At 69.9% G+C, this 16,292-nt stretch carries 14 protein-coding genes; 10 read left to right on the forward strand and 4 right to left on the reverse strand.

The window, feature by feature from the left end; genetic code table 11:
* Nucleotides 1-35 precede the first annotated feature (35 nt).
* The 7 genes from AC5Y5Z_RS03275 (at nucleotide 36) to AC5Y5Z_RS03305 (ending at nucleotide 6,398) form a co-directional block, all read left to right on the forward strand.
* Nucleotides 36-308 (forward strand): glutaredoxin family protein, encoded by a 273-nt coding sequence (locus AC5Y5Z_RS03275; RefSeq protein ID WP_499923669.1) that lies wholly within the window; start codon nucleotides 36-38, stop codon nucleotides 306-308.
* 208 nt (nucleotides 309-516) lie between these two features.
* A complete protein-coding gene (locus AC5Y5Z_RS03280; RefSeq protein ID WP_499923315.1) occupies nucleotides 517-1,881 on the forward strand; it encodes a glutamyl-tRNA reductase in 1,365 nt (454 codons plus the stop codon).
* A gap of 10 nt (nucleotides 1,882-1,891) precedes the next feature.
* A complete protein-coding gene (gene hemC, locus AC5Y5Z_RS03285; RefSeq protein ID WP_499923317.1) occupies nucleotides 1,892-2,839 on the forward strand; it encodes a hydroxymethylbilane synthase in 948 nt (315 codons plus the stop codon).
* Nucleotides 2,840-2,871: 32 nt separating this feature from the next.
* Nucleotides 2,872-4,542, forward strand: a complete 1,671-nt coding sequence (locus tag AC5Y5Z_RS03290; protein ID WP_463825666.1) for a bifunctional uroporphyrinogen-III C-methyltransferase/uroporphyrinogen-III synthase — start codon at nucleotides 2,872-2,874, stop codon at nucleotides 4,540-4,542.
* A gap of 22 nt (nucleotides 4,543-4,564) precedes the next feature.
* A complete protein-coding gene (gene hemB, locus AC5Y5Z_RS03295) occupies nucleotides 4,565-5,554 on the forward strand; it encodes a porphobilinogen synthase (RefSeq protein WP_499923319.1) in 990 nt (329 codons plus the stop codon).
* Between the two features lie 11 nt (nucleotides 5,555-5,565).
* Entirely contained in the window at nucleotides 5,566-6,117 is a 552-nt protein-coding gene (gene mce1N, locus AC5Y5Z_RS03300) for a transport-regulating membrane protein Mce1N (protein ID WP_499923322.1), read from the forward strand.
* Entirely contained in the window at nucleotides 6,114-6,398 is a 285-nt protein-coding gene (locus AC5Y5Z_RS03305) for a hypothetical protein (protein ID WP_463825670.1), read from the forward strand. The genes mce1N and AC5Y5Z_RS03305 overlap by 4 nt, the downstream gene beginning before the upstream one ends.
* Here AC5Y5Z_RS03305 and AC5Y5Z_RS03310 read toward each other — a convergent pair.
* Nucleotides 6,349-6,762 carry an STAS domain-containing protein gene (locus tag AC5Y5Z_RS03310; RefSeq protein ID WP_463825973.1) on the reverse strand — a complete coding sequence of 138 codons (414 nt, stop codon included), beginning with the start codon at nucleotides 6,760-6,762 and terminating at the stop codon, nucleotides 6,349-6,351. The genes AC5Y5Z_RS03305 and AC5Y5Z_RS03310 overlap by 50 nt on opposite strands.
* 187 nt (nucleotides 6,763-6,949) lie before the next feature.
* Here AC5Y5Z_RS03310 and AC5Y5Z_RS03315 point away from each other — a divergent pair, with 187 nt between their 5' ends.
* Together AC5Y5Z_RS03315 and AC5Y5Z_RS03320 are read left to right on the forward strand one after the other, a co-directional pair.
* Nucleotides 6,950-8,206, forward strand: coding sequence for an acyltransferase family protein (locus AC5Y5Z_RS03315; RefSeq protein ID WP_473139406.1), 1,257 nt, complete (start codon nucleotides 6,950-6,952; stop codon nucleotides 8,204-8,206).
* A 116-nt stretch (nucleotides 8,207-8,322) separates the two neighbouring features.
* Nucleotides 8,323-9,003: an Rv0518 family GDSL lipase gene (locus AC5Y5Z_RS03320; protein WP_463825974.1), complete on the forward strand. Its 681-nt coding sequence runs from the start codon at nucleotides 8,323-8,325 to the stop codon at nucleotides 9,001-9,003.
* Between the two features lie 63 nt (nucleotides 9,004-9,066).
* Here AC5Y5Z_RS03320 and AC5Y5Z_RS03325 read toward each other — a convergent pair whose 3' ends face one another.
* The gene (locus AC5Y5Z_RS03325) at nucleotides 9,067-11,610 is read right to left on the reverse strand and encodes a PE family protein (protein WP_499923325.1); all 2,544 of its coding nucleotides are present in this window, start codon (nucleotides 11,608-11,610) and stop codon (nucleotides 9,067-9,069) included.
* A gap of 300 nt (nucleotides 11,611-11,910) precedes the next feature.
* On the opposite strand from AC5Y5Z_RS03325, the gene AC5Y5Z_RS03330 reads away from it, so the two are divergent.
* Nucleotides 11,911-12,951: a linear amide C-N hydrolase gene (locus AC5Y5Z_RS03330; protein WP_499923327.1), complete on the forward strand. Its 1,041-nt coding sequence runs from the start codon at nucleotides 11,911-11,913 to the stop codon at nucleotides 12,949-12,951.
* Nucleotides 12,952-13,182: 231 nt separating this feature from the next.
* Here AC5Y5Z_RS03330 and AC5Y5Z_RS03335 read toward each other — a convergent pair whose 3' ends face one another.
* Nucleotides 13,183-15,309: an acyltransferase family protein gene (locus AC5Y5Z_RS03335; RefSeq protein ID WP_499923329.1), complete on the reverse strand. Its 2,127-nt coding sequence runs from the start codon at nucleotides 15,307-15,309 to the stop codon at nucleotides 13,183-13,185.
* 3 nt (nucleotides 15,310-15,312) lie between these two features.
* The gene (locus AC5Y5Z_RS03340) at nucleotides 15,313-16,140 is read right to left on the reverse strand and encodes an alpha/beta hydrolase (RefSeq protein WP_499923670.1); all 828 of its coding nucleotides are present in this window, start codon (nucleotides 16,138-16,140) and stop codon (nucleotides 15,313-15,315) included.
* Nucleotides 16,141-16,292 lie beyond the last annotated feature (152 nt).

The following is a 16,292-nucleotide window of genomic DNA, read 5'->3' on the forward strand; positions in this document are numbered from 1 at the left end:
CGCCGCCTGCCACCGGCGGCGGAGATGCCACACTGATGGCCATGACGACGAGCCGGCCTCAGGTGGAGTTGCTGACCCGCGCCGGGTGCGCGATCTGCCTGCGCGTGCAGGCCCGGTTGACCGAACTGGCCGGCGAGCTGAATTTCGACCTGGCCAGCGTCGACGTCGACGCCGCGGCACTGGCCGGGAACGCCGAGTTGCGAGCCGAATTCGGGGACCGGTTGCCGGTGGTACTGCTCGACGGCCGCGAGCACAGCTACTGGGAGGTCGACGAGCCGCGGCTGCGGGCCGATCTCGCCGCCCGCTGACGCGCTGGGAGGTGCTGTGAGCCGAGCCGGTAACCAGGCCGTGTCTGAGCCGGAAGTTACGGCCTGAGCGCAGCTTCGGTGCCCTCAGTACAGTCTCGACGCCGCCCGGTGACCTCGGTCGCTCATTTGGTAGCCCGCCGCAGAACCGACTACCTTGGGTAGGAGTTCACTTTCACAGAGGCAAGGGAGCGGGCCAGGTGATGCTGCCGTGAGCATCCTGCTCTTCGGGGTTTCGCACCGCAGTGCGCCGGTCTCCGTCCTGGAACAACTCAGCATCGACGAGTCCGATCAGCTCAAGATCGTCGACCAGGTGCTGCAATCGCCGCTGGTGACCGAGGCCATGGTGCTCTCGACATGCAACCGCGTCGAGGTGTACGCGGTGGTGGAAGCGTTTCACGGCGGGCTGTCGGTGATCGGGCAGGCGCTGGCCGAGTTCTCCGGGATGTCGATGGGCGATCTGACCAAGCACGCCTACGTCCGGTACAGCGAGGCCGCAGTCGAGCACTTGTTTGCGGTGGCCAGCGGCCTGGATTCGGCGGTGGTGGGCGAACAGCAGGTGCTCGGCCAGGTCCGGCGCGCCTACGCCGCCGCGGAGACCCACAGCACGGTCGGGCGGGTGCTGCACGAACTGGCGCAGCGGGCCCTGTCGGTGGGCAAGCGGGTGCACAGCGAAACCGCCATCGACGCCGCCGGTGCCTCGGTGGTCTCGGTGGCGCTGGGTATCGCCGAACGCAAGCTGGGCACCCTGGCCGGCAAGACCGCCGCGGTGGTCGGTGCCGGGGCCATGGGTGGGCTGGCGGCCGCCCACCTGACCCGCGCCGGGATCGGCCGGGTATTCGTCTTGAACCGGTCGGTGGACCGGGCGCGGCGGCTGGCGGCCCGGCTCAGCGAATCCGGCGTGCCGGCCGAGGCGATGGCCCTGGAGCAGTTGCCCGACGCGATGGCCGCGGCCGACGTGGTGGTCAGCTGCACCGGGGCGGTGAGCCCGGTGGTGTCGCTGGCCGACGTGCACCACGCGCTCGCCGGGGTGCGCCGCGACGAAACAGCAAAGCCGCTGGTCATCTGCGATCTGGGGATGCCCCGCGACGTCGACCCGGCGGTGGCCGGCCTGCCCGGTGTCCTGGTCGTCGACGTGGACCGGGTGCAACATGAGCCGTCGGCGCACGCCGCGGCCGCCGACGTCGACGCCGCCCGCCTCATCGTTGCCGCCGAGGTCGCCGCCTACCTGGCGGGGCAGCGGATGGCCGAGGTCACCCCCACTGTCACCGCGTTGCGCCAGCGGGCGGCTGACGTGGTCGAGGCGGAATTGCTGCGCCTGGACAACCGGTTGCCCGACTTGGCGAGCGCTCAGCGCGAAGAGGTGGCCCGCACGGTACGACGGGTGGTCGACAAGTTGCTGCACGCGCCCACGGTGCGCATCAAGCAACTCGCCAGCGCCCCGGGGGGCGACAGTTACGCCGAGGCCCTGCGGGAGCTCTTCGAACTCGACCAGACTGCGGTGGATGCGGTCGCCGCAGGCGAATTGCCAGTTCTACCAAGCGGTTTCGATAGCACAAAGCAGTCCGCCGAGTAGTTTGGCGCACGTGATCCGGATAGGCACTCGGGGCAGTCTGCTGGCCACCACCCAGGCTGCGACGATCAGGGACGCGTTGATCGCCAACGGTCACCCCGCGGAGTTGGTGACGATCAGCACGGTGGGTGACCGGTCGTCGGCGCCGATCGAAACACTCGGCGTCGGCGTGTTCACCACCGCGCTGCGCGAGGCCATGCAGGACGGCCGAGTCGACGCGGCCGTGCATTCGCACAAAGATCTGCCCACCGCCGACGACCCGCGCTTCACCATCGCGGCGATACCGCCGCGCAACGATCCCCGCGACGCGCTGGTGGCACGCGACGGGCTGGTGCTGGGCGAATTGCCGGCCGGTTCGCTGGTGGGGACGTCCTCGCCGCGACGGGCCGCACAGCTTAGAGCACTGGGTCTCGGTTTGGAAATCCGCCCCCTAAGAGGCAACCTAGATACCAGGTTGAACAGGGTAAGCAGTGGTGATCTTGACGCCGTCGTGGTGGCCCGGGCCGGTCTGGCCCGACTGGGTCGTCTCAATGACGTCACCGAGACGTTGGAGCCCGTGCAAATGTTGCCAGCGCCTGCTCAGGGCGCCCTCGCAGTCGAATGCCGGGCCGGCGACAGCCGGTTGGTCGCCGTGTTGGCGGAGTTGGACGATGCCGACACGCGGGTAGCGGTCACCGCGGAGCGAACTCTGCTCGCCGAACTGGAGGCGGGCTGCTCCGCACCGGTGGGCGCGATCGCTGAGGTGGTCGCGTCCATCGATGAGGAGGGGCGCATCTTCGAGGAGGTGTCGCTGCGCGGCTGCGTGGCGGCGCTGGACGGATCCGACGTGATCCGCGCGTCCGGGATCGGCACGGTCGACCGGGCCCGCGAACTGGGGCTCTCAGTTGCCGCGGAATTGTTCGAGCTGGGCGCACGAGAGCTGATGAGGGGAGCGCGGGAAGACCCCGTGCAAGGAAATTGAGTGGGATTCGATAACACGTGGGAGCGACAACGATGACGCGAGGGCGTAAGCCGAGGCCGGGCCGCATTACTTTTGTGGGTTCCGGTCCTGGCGACCCCGGTCTACTGACCACCCGAGCCGCCACGGTGCTGGCGAATGCCACCCTGGTTCTCACCGACCCCGATGTGCCGGAGCCGGTGCTGGCGTTGATCGGGAAGGATCTGCCGCCGGTGTCCGGGCCGGTGCCCGCCGCACCTGCGCCGGGCAGCGCGGACGGGTCGTCCTCGGACAGCCCGCCGGACGGCCACGCCGCGCCTGCGGTGGTGTCGGGTGAGCCCGATGTCCGCCCGGCGCTCGGCGACCCGGCCGAGGTCGCCAAGACCCTGGCGCACGAGGCCCGCCTGGGCGTCGATGTGGTGCGGCTGGTGGCCGGCGACCCCCTTGCGGTGGACGCGGTGATCACCGAGGTGAACGCGGTCGCGCGCACCCACCTGCACGTCGAGATCGTGCCGGGCCTGGCGCCCAGCAGCGCCGTGCCGACCTATGCCGGCCTGCCGCTGGGTTCTGCGCACACCGTCGCCGACGTGCGCGGGGACGTGGACTGGGAGGCGCTGGCCGCCGCACCCGGACCGCTGATCCTGCAGGCGACCGCGTCGCACCTGGCCGAGGCCGCACGCACCCTGATCGACCACGAGCTGGCCGACACCACCCCGTGCGTGGTGACCGCGCAGGGCACCACCTGCCAGCAGCGGTCGGTCGAATCCACGCTGCTTGGTCTGACCGACCCGGCGGTGCTCGGCGGCGGCAGCGACCCGGCCGGCCCGCTGACCGGACCGCTGGTGGTCACCATCGGCAAGACGGTGACCAGCCGGGCCAAGCTGAACTGGTGGGAGAGCCGCGCCCTGTACGGCTGGACCGTGCTGGTGCCCCGCACCAAGGACCAGGCCGGCGAGATGAGCGAGCGGCTGACCTCCTACGGTGCCCTGCCCATCGAGGTGCCCACCATCGCCGTCGAGCCGCCGCGCAGCCCCGCGCAGATGGAGCGGGCGGTGAAGGGACTGGTCGACGGCCGCTTCCAGTGGGTGGTGTTCACCTCCACCAACGCCGTGCGCGCGGTGTGGGAGAAGTTCGGTGAGTTCGGCCTGGACGCGCGGGCGTTCTCCGGGGTGAAGATCGCCTGCGTCGGCGAGTCGACGGCGGACCGGGTCCGCGCGTTCGGGATCAGCCCCGAGCTGGTGCCGTCCGGCGAGCAGTCATCGATGGGGCTGCTGGACGAATTCCCGCCCTACGACAGCATTTTCGACCCGGTGAACCGCGTGCTGCTGCCGCGTGCCGACATCGCCACCGAGACGCTGGCCGAGGGTCTGCGGGAGCGGGGCTGGGAGATCGAGGACGTCACCGCCTACCGGACGGTGCGCGCCGCACCGCCGCCGGCGTCCACCCGCGAAATGATCAAGACCGGTGGTTTCGACGCGGTGTGCTTCACCTCCAGCTCGACCGTGCGCAACTTGGTCGGCATCGCCGGCAAGCCGCATGCGCGCACCATCATCGCCTGCATCGGCCCCAAGACCGCCGAGACCGCAGCCGAATTCGGGTTGCGGGTGGATGTGCAGCCGGAGACCGCTGCGGTGGGTCCGCTGGTCGATGCGCTGGCCGAACACGCCGCCCGGTTGCGCGCTGAGGGTGCGTTGCCGCCGCCGCGGAAGAAGAGCCGCCGGCGATGACTGGCGGCTAGGGGCAGCGCTGATGGTCTACCCACGGCAGCGTCCGCGCCGGCTGCGCTCTACCCCGGCCCTGCGCCGTCTGGTGGCCGAAACCTCGGTGGAGCCACGGCATTTGGTGCTGCCGATGTTCATCAGCGCTGAGGCCGACGCGAAAGGCGAGTCACGCTCCATCTCGTCGATGCCGGGCGTGCTGCAACACACCCGCGACTCGCTGCGCAGCGCCGCCGCAGCCGCGGTGGCCGCCGGGGTGGGCGGGTTGATGCTGTTCGGGGTGCCCGACGAGGACGACAAGGACGCGCACGGCTCGGCCGGGACCGACCCCGACGGCGTTCTCAACGTCGCCCTGCGCGACCTGGCCAAGGATCTCGGCGATGCGACCGTGCTGATGGCCGATACCTGCCTGGACGAGTTCACCGACCACGGGCACTGCGGCGTCCTGGACGCGCGGGGCCGGGTCGACAACGACAAGACCCTGGATCGGTACGTGAAACTTGCTGTGGCACAAGCAGATTCGGGTGCACAGGTGGTCGGTCCCAGCGGCATGATGGACGGACAGGTGGCCGCCATCCGGGACGGGCTGGACGCAGCCGGCCACCCCGACGTGGTGATCCTGGCGTATGCGGCAAAGTTCGCCTCGGCGTTCTACGGCCCGTTCCGCGAGGCGGTGGCCTCCAGCCTGTCCGGGGACCGCCGCACCTATCAGCAGGAGCCCGGCAACGCCCGCGAGGCATTGCGCGAGATCGAGCTCGACCTCGCCGAAGGCGCCGACATCGTCATGGTCAAGCCCGCGATGAGCTATCTGGACGTGGTGGCGGCAGCGGCCAGCGTGTCAGCTGTCCCGGTGGCTGCGTACCAGGTGTCGGGGGAGTACGCGATGATCTGTGCGGCGGCGGCCAACGGGTGGATCGACGAACGCGCCGCAGCGCTGGAGTCGTTGACCGGGATCCGGCGGGCGGGGGCCGATATCGTGCTGACCTATTGGGCGGCCGACGTGGCGGGTTGGCTGGCGTGACGGAGGCGCACATGACATCTGCGGGGGAACCCGACGAGACGCGGCTGTTCTACGAGTCCGGTGCCAGCTGGTACTGGGTGCTGGCCGGTCCCCTGTCGGCGGCGTCGTTGATCTATATCCAGTGGGCCAACCACGTGCCGATCTCGCTGCTGGTCCCGTTCATCTTCCTGGTGCTGGTGACGGCGTTCGTGGCGCTGCAGGTGCATGCGGCGCGGGTGCACACCTCCGTCGAGCTGACCGAGGACGCGTTGCGCCAGGGCACCGAGACCATCCTGGTCTCCGAGATCGTCAAGGTCTTCCCCGAAGCCCAGAATTCGGTGGCATCCGGCAAACCGCTGGCCAGGTGGCAGTCGGCGCGGGCGCTCGGCGAACTCGTCGGGGTGCCGCGCGGCCGGTACGGGATCGGCCTGAAGCTCACCGGTGATCGCACTGCGCAGGCCTGGGCGCGTCGGCACCGGCATTTCCGGGACGCGCTGACCGCGCTGGTGGAGAAACGGATGGGTCCTTACGTGCCGGACATCGCCGACGAGCTGGATGTCTCCGACGACGAGTCGTCGCTGTGACCGGGCGGACATTCGCCGAGTTGGTGCTGGCCGGTCTGGCGCTGGTGGCTGCCGCCGTCAGCTGGGGTCATACCCGTTCCACGATCGCCGTCGCGCCGATCATCGAGGGGCAACCGGCCACCTCATCGGTCGTCTACGACCCGCAGCTGTTGGTGCTGACGCTGTCGTTGGTGACGGTCGCCGGGATCCTGGTGGTGATCGCGGTGGCCAGGTGGCGACGGGACAGAACGCTCAGGCCGACTTCTTCAGCAGCGGCAGAACCATTTGACGCCGCCAGGTGATGGCGTCGGCCAGGCCGCGCAGGGCCTGGTGCACCGAGTGGGCAACCGGGAACGAATCGTCGAGCAGCGTGGCGACGGTCTGGTTCGCGACGAGCATCCACTCGACGTCGGCGGCGCGGCACTCTTCGTCCATGGCGCACAGCAATGCGATACCGGCTGAGGAGAAGTGGCTGACGCCGCTCAGGTCCAGCACCACCGGGTTGTCGGCCTGCACGAAGCGGCGAACGTGGTCGCCGACCTGCTCCACATTGACGGCGTCGATTTCGCCGCGGATGGTCACCACCGTCGCCAGATGACGACAGTGCGCGCGGATCTGGGCGCCCCCGCAGTCGATCGTGCTCGAAACCGGCATCGCGATCGTCATGAACAGCCCCATTTCCCTGTTGCCCACCAAACCTGCCTTTAAAGTGCCCGCAAAACTTAATGGCACCGCTAGTTACGACTAATTCTTTGCTAAGAAGTGGCGCGACGCCCGGCCCACCGACGCCGCTGTTAGGCTGCCTCAGCGGCCGGTTGCCGGCCGGCAGCGGAGTCCAGGCGGAAAGAACCTCGTGCAAAGCGGTGAACTCAGGAGCCAGATCAAAGGCGAGATCAAGGCCCTGACCGGACTCCGCATCGTCGCCTCCCTATGGGTGGTGCTCTTCCACTTCCGGCCCATGGTGGCCGACGCGTCGCCCGATCTGCGGGAGAATCTGGCCCCGGTGCTCAATTGCGGCGCGCAGGGTGTGGACCTGTTCTTCATCCTGAGCGGATTCGTGTTGACCTGGAACTACCTGGACCGGATGGGTCACTCGTTCTCGCTGCGCGCCACGGTGCACTTCCTGTGGCTGCGGCTGGCCCGGGTGTGGCCGGTGTATCTGGTCACCCTGCACCTGGCCGCCGCGTGGTTCATTCTCACCTTGCACATCGGACATACGCCGATGCCCGACGTGGGCCGGCTCACCGCGATCAGCTATGTACGGCAGGTCCTGCTGGTCCAGCTCTGGTTTCAGCCGTATTTCGACCTATCCAGCTGGGACGGGCCGGCCTGGTCGATCAGCGCGGAATGGCTGGCGTATCTGCTGTTCGGTGGCCTGGTGCTGGTGATCTTCCGCATCCAGCACGCGACGCGGGCGCGGGGCCTGATGCTGATGGCTGTCGCGGCGTCGCTGCCGCCGGTGGTGTTGTTGTTGGCCAGTGGCGTGTTCTACACCCCCTGGAGTTGGCTGCCCCGGATCGTCACGCAGTTCGCCGCCGGAGCGATCGCCTGTGCCGCGGTGCGCAGGCTGCGGCTGACCGAGCGGGGGCGACGCATCGCCGGGTACTTATCCCTGCTGCTCGTGGTGGCCATCGTCGGGATCCTGTACCTGCTCGATGCGTTCCCGATCACCGGGGTGTACGACAGCAGCGGGGTGGTCGACCTGTTGTTCGTTCCGCTGGTGATCACCCTGGCCGTCGGCATCGGCAGCTTGCCGTGGCTGCTGTCGACGCGGGTGATGGTGTACGGCGGCGAGATCTCGTTCTGCCTGTACATGGTGCACGAATTGGTGCACACCCCGTGGACGTGGGCGGTGGTGAATTTCGGGTTGCACCCGTGGCTGCCGGACAGCCCATGGCGCTGGAACATCTTCGGCCTGCTGGCCGTCGCGGTGGGACTGTCGATCCTGCTGTACCACTTCGTCGAAGAGCCGGCCCGCCGCTGGATGCGCCGGATGGTCGACGCGCGGCCCACGCCGGCGGGGCACGAACCCGACGATTCGCCCGGCACCAATCTCGATCCCATCAGCGTTGCCCCGGAAAGCATTTCGGCGCGCGCCGCCGTGCGCTGACTCAATTGAGACCGGAAACACCGCGCGTTCGACGCGGGTTCGGATCCAGAGCGACCTAAACTCGGGGGAGTCTGATGCCCCGTGAAGGTGGCCGGTTTTCCTGGAGGCGTGTCGTGGTGGGTCGGCTGGCCACGTGGATCATTGGTCTCTCGTTGTTGGCCGCTGCGACGGTTCACAGTCCGGCGCAGCCGGTGCGTCTGACGAGCTTCGATTTCCGCCCGAGCCGCATTGCGGTGATCGGCGATTCGTACACGACTGGCACCGACGAGGGCGGCCTGGGCGCCACATCGTGGACGTGCCGCGCCTGGCAGCTGCTCGCCCAGCGCGGGCTGCGCATCGACGCCGACGTGGCGGCCGAAGGTCGCGCCGGTTACGGTACGGTCGGCAACCGCGGCAGCGTCTTCGCGGACCTGACGGCCCGGGCGGTCAAGCCGGACGACGTGCTGGTGATGTTCTTCGGCTCCCGCAACGACCAGGGTGTGGAGCCACGGCTGCTGGCCGACCGGGTCCGCGTCACCTTCGACATCGCGCGCCGATTGGCGCCTGCGGCACGGTTTTTGGTGATCGGCCCGCCCTGGCCGACCGCCGACGTGCCCGGTGCGGTGTTGCAGATCCGCGACATCATGCACGCGGCGGCACGCGACGCGGGGGCGGCGTTCGTCGACCCGATCGAGCGCCGCTGGTTCGTGGATCGACCGGACCTGATCGGCACCGACGGTGTGCACCCGAACGACACGGGACATGCGTATATGGCGCGCAAGATCGCGCCGCTGGTGCGGGATCAGTTGGCCAGGTGAACGCGGACCATTGCGCAGTGACGCGTGGGACGCCGCGCAGCCAAGCGGCCGGCTCGGGGCGGGTCAGCCGTAGATCAGGCCGCCGCCGCCGGCCAGGCCGTCGAGTCCGCTGAGTCCGGTAGTGCCTGGATCATGGTTGGCGTCCCCCGGCCCGCCCGGCCCACCGGACCCGGCGCGGCCAGGGGGTCCGCCGCTGCCGATCAAACCCGCGTTTCCGGCGTTCCCGCCGTTGCCGCCGTTACCGCCGGAATGACCGGCCCGGTAGGTGTTGCCGCCCGTCCCGCCGACTCCGCCGGCCCCGCCGCTGTTGGGGCTGCCGCCATCGCCTCCGTACCCGCCAGCCCCGCCGGCACCACCGTCGCCGTAGCCGCCGTGCAGGTTTCCGCTGCCGCCGGTGCCGCCGGACCCGCCCAGTCCACCGGTCCCGAACAGCAGTGCGCCGGTAGCGCCGGTGCCACCGGTGCCGCCGGCACCTGCACTGGACAGGCCGGAGCCGCCGCCGCTTCCGCCGGTCCCACCGCCCCCACCGGCGCCGAACAACGAGGCGACGCCGCCGACGCCACCTGCCCCGCCCAGCCCGCCGTGCAGACCTCCGGCAGTGGCGTTGCCGTCCCCGCCGGTCCCGCCCGCCCCGCCGGTCCCGCCCGCCCCGCCGGTCCCGCCGTTGCCGTAGAGGAATCCGCCACCGCCGCCGGCCCCGCCCGTACCGCCGCTGCCGCCGGCAACGCCGACGCGGGACATGTTGTCTGAGCCGCCGGCGGCACCGCCCCGGCCACCGTGACCACCGGTCCCGCCGTCCCCGAACAGTCCCGGCCGGCCGCCGGCCCCGCCCGTGCCACCGTTGGCGCCGTTGAAGCCGGGGCTGCCCGGTGCGGCGTCGCCACCGGCGCCGCCGGCTCCGCCGTGGCCGAACAGGTAACCGCCGTGGCCGCCGCTCCCACCGGCGCCGCGCAGCCAGCCCCGGCCGCCGGCGCCACCGGTACCGATCAACCCGGCGGAACCCCCGGCGCCGCCGGCTTGGCTCACTGCGCCGCCGGTGGGGCTGTATCCGGCACCGCCGTTGCCGTACAGCAGACCCCCGGCCTGACCATTCGGACTGGCCGCCGTCCCGTCCGCGCCGTCCCCGATCAGCCCACGCCCGAACAGCTCCTGCGCCCGAGTGTTCAACGTCCCCAACACGTCGTGCTGGGCGATCCAGGAACCTGCTTGGGCGCCGGAGGTGCCGTAGATCAGGCCGCCGGCTCCGGCGAGACCGTCGAGTCCGCCCAGCCCGGCGGTGCCCGGCCCGAGGGCGGTGTCGGCGGGCGCGCCACGCCCCCCGGTGCCGCCCTGCCCGGCGATCCCGCCGTCGCCGAAAAGCCGGGCCGCTCCGCCGTTTCCGGCGTTGCCGCCGTTGCCGCCGGAATGGCCGGCCTGGTAGGTGTCACCGCCTACGCCGCCGGCTCCGCCAGCGCCACCAGTGCCGTACACCCAGCTCCCAGCGCCGCCGTTGCCACCGCCTCCGCCAGCCCCGCCGTCGCCGTAGCCGCCGTGCAGGTTGGCGCTCGCACCGGCGCCGCCGGCCCCGCCCTGCCCGCCGGTTCCGACGAGGAACGCTGCGGTGCCTCCGGCGCCGCCGGTGCCGCCGGCACCTGCGCTGGACAGACCGGAGGTCCCACCAGTCCCGCCGGTCCCGCCGATTCCACCCGCCCCGAACATTCCTGCCACGCCGCCGACGCCACCTGCCCCGCCCAGCCCGCCGTGCAGACCTCCGGCAGTGGCGTTGCCATCGCCGCCGGTCCCACCGGTGCCACCGGCGCCGCTTGTGCCGTAGAGGAATCCACCCGCCCCGCCGGCTCCACCGACGCCGCCGCTGCCGCCGGCAACGCCGACGCGGGACATGTTGTCCGAGCCGCCGGCGGCACCGCCCCGGCCACCGTGACCGCCGGTCCCGCCGTCCCCGAACAGTCCCGGCCGGCCGCCGGCCCCGCCCGTGGCACCGTTGGCGCCGTTGGAGCCGGGGCTGCCCGGTGCGGCGTCGCCACCGGCGCCGCCGGCTCCGCCGTGGCCGAACAGGTAACCGCCGTGGCCGCCGCTCCCGCCGGCGCCGCCCAGCCAGCCCCGGCCGCCGGCGCCACCGGTACCGATCAACCCGGCGGAACCCCCGGCGCCGCCGGCTTGGCCCACTGCGCCGCCGGTGGGGCTGTATCCGGCACCGCCGTTGCCGTACAGCAGACCCCCGGCCTGTCCATTCGGACTAGCCGCCGTGCCGTCGGCCCCGTCGCCGATCAACGCACGGCCAAACAACGCCTCAGCCTGTGAATTCAACGTCCCCAACACATCAACGTTGGCGGCCTCGGCGCCGGCGTACGTGACGCCACTGGCCGCGAACGCGTCAGCGATGTGCTGATGAAACCGCGCGACCTGCGTGTTCGCCTGTTGATAAGTCTGGCCGAAGGAGCTGAACAGTTCGGCGACGGCCGCCGATACTTCGTCCTGGGCGGCGGCGGTGACACTGAGAATTCGAAGCGAGGCGCTGGAATGTGCGCCGTGCAGGGCGGACTGGATCTCCGCCAGATTCCCCACGACACCCGCTAGAGCGTCGGGGGCGACCAGCAGGTACGACATCGTTGTCAACCGTACGTTCAGCTCGCCCGGCGAGTTGGGCCTTTTGGACTTCCGGGGAGGCTGACCGCAGTCCTCAACGACGCATTAGTCCTCCGGGTGCCGCTCGTCGTCCCGCCGTTACTATCCGTAACGGGTTCAGGTGTCGCCCCGAGATCGCAGCGACTAGGTCACCGGTGTGGGCCCGGCCGTCCGGAAGGCACAGCTGGTAAATACGATCTATCGCCTGGTGTGGGATGAGTTCGGCGGCAAGGTTTCAGAGACGTAGTCGATACAACAACGAATCGAAGAAGGCGGCGTCACGTGTGCACACGAGTCCTCTGGCCGGACACCGGCGACAAGACCGGCCACTTGGTTTTGGTAGGCCGGAACATGGACTTTCACACAGACCTGATGACCAACCTGTGGAAGCAACCGCGCGGCGTACGACGCGACGACACAGTGGCCGGGAAACTCACCTGGACATCGAAGTACGGCAGTGTCGTGGCCACCGCCTACGACATCACCTCCGTGGACGGTATGAACGAAGCGGGTCTGGCGGGACACATTCTGTGGCTCGCCGAATCCACCTATGGCGCACCGGACGATTCGCGCACGCAGCTCGGGCAGGCAATTTGGCTGCAGTACTTCCTGGACAACTTCGCTACCGTCGCCGAGGCCACCGCGTGGATCACCGAGACCGACGTACAAGTGGTGCAGATGGACGACCCCACCGGCGGCAAACGCCCCGGCTTGCATCTGGCCCTCGACGACGCCGCCGGCGACTCGGCGATCATCGAATACATCGACGGCCACGCGCAGGTGTACCACTCGAAGGACTACCGGGTGATGACCAATTCACCGACCTTCGATCAGCAACTCGAGCTGGTGAAATCGTTCACGGGTCTGGGCGGTGACCTCCCACTGCCCGGCAGTACCGACGCCCGTGACCGGTTCGCGCGCGCGAGCTACTACCTCGAGCGGTTGCCCGCCCCGGACAGCCAGGTCGATGCCGTCGCGGCCATGTTCTCGGTTATCCGCAATGCAGCGCAACCTTTCCGCATCCCGGATCCGGGCAAACCGGATGCCTCGCAGACCATCTGGCAGGTCGTGCTCGATCTGACCACTAAGCGCTACATCTACGAATCCACCACCCGCCCCAACATCGTGTGGGTCGACCTGGCCGACCTCGACTTCACCGAGGGCACTGCCCAACTCAAGCTGGATCTGATCAGCGAACTCGCGGTCGAGGGCGGCATCTCCGGCAAGGTTGCGGACAAGTTCGAGGACAAGGGCCCGATGACATTTCTGTCCCTCGAGATGCTCCGGGGCCCGGAAGGCACGGGGCGCCGACCGAGCCCCTAACGCTGACCCAAAACCGTTGCGGCTCTAATCCTCTGCGTGCCGCTCGTAATCCCAGCGTTCGAGGCGAGTCTGTAATTGCCAGACACCGAGCCCGGCGACTGGCGCAGCTGCCGTAACCAGCACCATCAACATCGGACTCATCTCAAACCTCCAAAACCCTTATATTCGTACCACGTTCGTCGGCGCATCGTGGTTCATTCGGCAACGGTGTCGCTACGAAATCGACGCGATTCAGGCACCGGGCAACGCGTGGTCGGCCAAGGCGCCGATGACGGGTGACAACAGCTGGGCGTACTCGGTGGTGACGTGATTGTCGTCCCGGAACACCAGGGTGTTGCCGACGATCATCGGGCAGCGCTCCGGCGTGCAGAACAGGTCGGTCAGGTCGGCGTAAGAGCCGCCCGCCGCGGTGGTCACCCGTTGCTCGGCGGCAATACCGTCGCCATCGACCGCCACCGAGCGCATCGGTGCGCAGGCGCCGGCGTCGTCGAGGTGGGCCGACAGGCAGGTCGGAGCCGACGATTGCGGATCGGCGACCGGCCCCAGCACCAGCACCGTGGAACCCATGCCGCGCAGGTAGGCGACGATGGCCCCCAACTTGTCGATCCACGCCGGGTCGTACGAGGCGAAGCTGAAGTCGCCGTGGTAGCGCCGACTCATGCTCAGCACCACCAGCTTCGGTGGCTTGGCCCGCAATCGGTCCACGATCTGCGCGCGCCACTTCTCGCACTCGGTGTACTTGCGGCCCAGGTAGGGGCTGACGATCGGCAGGTCCAGAAACGGGCAGGTGACCTTGGTCAGCGTTTCCAGCCGCCAGTGCCGTTGTCCGGCCACCTGCTCCCACGCCGGATTCCACATCGCCGCGTGCGAGTCACCGATCAGCGCCACCGTGGTCGGCGACGCGGTGTCCGCCGAGGCGCATTCGCTCTGACCCACCTCGCGCCAGGACCGCATGCACCCGTTGACGAACACCGGCGCCTTATCGCCCGGCGCCGCCGCCAACGTCGGGTCCAAGTTCGACGGCACCGCCCGCAGACCCGCCGAGGCGGCGAGTGCCGCGCGGGCCTGGGCGAACGCTTGGCGCACCGCCGCCTCCTGCGGACTGAGCTGCGGGTCAGGCGCCGGCGGCAGCGCCTCGATTTTCGCCTGCGGCGCCGCGGTCCCGTGACCCACCGGCGCCGGCACCGCCGTCAGCAACACCGCGCACGCGCACGCCGCTACCGCGCTGGCGGCACCGGCCACGGCCAGGCTGACCCGTGCCGAGCGCCGCAGCGCCGCGGCGAAGCGACCGGGGTTTTCCACCGCATGCATGGTGATCACCGCCAGGCCCGCGGACACCGTCGTCGCCGCCAACCGGCCGGGCAGCCCGCCGGGATCGCCGAGCAGCGCCGGCAGCAGCAGCAACACCGGCCAGTGCCACAGGTACCACGAGTACGACACCCGCCCGATCGCCCGCATCACCGGCGGGCACAGCACCCGTCCCACCCCCATGCCGCCGGTGACCGAACCGCTTCCGATCACCAGCGCGGTGCCCAGCACCGGCAACAGCGCCGAGGTGCCGGGGTAGGGGGTGTGCGGACCCAACTGGGTGCAGGTCAGCAGGATCAGCGCCAGCCCGCCCCACCCGGCGACCGTCGCCGGCACCAACGGCAGCCGCCGCCACTGGTCGATGGTGAGTGCGACCAGCCCGCCGGCGGCCAGTTCCCAGGCGCGGGTGGGCAGCGAGAAGAACGCCCACGGCGGCGAGCTGTGCGTCCAGATCACCGCGGCCGTCAACGACGCCGCGCCGACCACGCCCAACAGCACCGCATACGGTGCCGCGCTCGAGGTGTCCCGGCGCAACCGGCCGACCAGCCACGCCGTGCCGATGATGAGCGCCGGCCACACCAGATAGAACTGCTCCTCCACGCCCAACGACCAGTAGTGCTGGAACGGCGACGGCAGGTCGGCGCCCATGTAGTCGGTGCCTTGCGCGGCGAATCGGTAGTTGCCGACGTACAGCATGCTGGCGATGCCGTCGACGAACACCCGTCGGGCCTGCAGCGGCGGCAGCACGATGGCGGCCACCACCGCGGTGACCACCCCTACCGTCGCCGCGGCCGGCAGCAGCCGACGCGCCCGGGCAGCGTAAAAGCCGCCGAGTGCAACGGTTTTCGTGGTCGCGACCTCACGCCACAACAGCCCGGTGATCAGGAAGCCGGAGATGACGAAGAAGACGTCGACACCGATGTAGCCGCCGCCGATGCCCGGCACGCCGGCGTGATAGAGGACCACGGCGACGACCGCGATGGCGCGCAGGCCTTCGATGTCCGGACGGAACGCAGCCCGGGGGATGCGCTGCTCCGCGGTGACTGTCATACGTCAGGTCGCCATCCAGGCCAGCTCGGCCGGCAACTGCGCGCGCCAGTAGTCGACGTCGTGACCGCCGGGGGAGAAGCTGCCCGCCGGCTTCTTCTTGAGCTGGCTGACGAATTGGCTGCTGGAGAAGAAGAACCGGTCGCCGATCCCGCAGTCGACCCGGATGGGAATCGAGTTCAGCACCGGCAAGCCGAACACGGTGTTGCGGTTCCAGTCGTCGATGCTGTCGAACGCGCCGGGTGCGGCGCCGAGGTAGGACAGGTACAGCGCCGGGCTGATCGCGCAGATCCCGGCGGTGCGGGCCGGACCCAGCCGGGCGCCCAGCAGCAGCGCGCCGTACCCGCCCATCGACCAGCCCAGGAATCCGACCCGCGAGGTGTCCATGCCCATCGAGGTCAGCATCGGCAGCAGCTCCTCGAGCACCATGGTGCCGGCGTCCTCGCCGTTGGCGCGCCGATGCCAGTAACTGCTGGGGCCCCCGTCGACGCCCACCACCGCGAACGGCGGTTTGCCGTCGGCGACCAGCTGGGCCAGCGCGTCCTCGACACCGCAGTCCAGCATCATGTTCGCGTCGCTGTCCTTGCCGTGCAACGCGATCACCGGCCGCAGCATCTTGGTCTGCCCCGGCGGCATGGCGATGACCCAGTTGGTCTTGACGCCGCCGCGCGCAGCCGACACGAACGAACCGGTCAGTTTGGTCGGCAGGGTCTTGCCCGCCGTCGGGGGATCGAACGGAGCGGGCGCGGCCGGTGCGGCCACGGTGCTGGCCGGGTCGGCCAGGGCGCCGAGCGCCCACGCACCGGCCGCTCCGAGGCTGGCGCCGGCGCCCATGCGCAGCACCGTACGGCGGGTCAGGTCGGCCACGATCGTCAATGATGCCGGGACAACCGGAGTTTGACGCCCGTGCCACGCCGTATTGGAAGACACTCGTGACACTGCCTTGATCCACCGACGTCCGGGCTCGCGATTCACAGCGGGATGTG

The sequence above is a fragment of the Mycobacterium sp. NGS29 genome, assembly GCF_059812965.1.

Bases quoted from the DNA above. Each gene is read 5' to 3' on its own strand.
- AC5Y5Z_RS03335 (WP_499923329.1), bottom strand. From the start codon at position 15,309: ATGACAGTCACCGCGGAGCAGCGCATCCCCCGGGCTGCGTTCCGTCCG.
- AC5Y5Z_RS03340 (WP_499923670.1), bottom strand. From the start codon at position 16,140: ATGGGCGCCGGCGCCAGCCTCGGAGCGGCCGGTGCGTGGGCGCTCGGC.
- mce1N (WP_499923322.1), top strand. From the start codon at position 5,566: ATGACATCTGCGGGGGAACCCGACGAGACGCGGCTGTTCTACGAGTCC.
- AC5Y5Z_RS03275 (WP_499923669.1), top strand. From the start codon at position 36: ATGGCCATGACGACGAGCCGGCCTCAGGTGGAGTTGCTGACCCGCGCC.
- AC5Y5Z_RS03310 (WP_463825973.1), bottom strand. From the start codon at position 6,762: ATGACGATCGCGATGCCGGTTTCGAGCACGATCGACTGCGGGGGCGCC.
- AC5Y5Z_RS03325 (WP_499923325.1), bottom strand. From the start codon at position 11,610: ATGTCGTACCTGCTGGTCGCCCCCGACGCTCTAGCGGGTGTCGTGGGG.
- AC5Y5Z_RS03290 (WP_463825666.1), top strand. From the start codon at position 2,872: ATGACGCGAGGGCGTAAGCCGAGGCCGGGCCGCATTACTTTTGTGGGT.
- hemB (WP_499923319.1), top strand. From the start codon at position 4,565: ATGGTCTACCCACGGCAGCGTCCGCGCCGGCTGCGCTCTACCCCGGCC.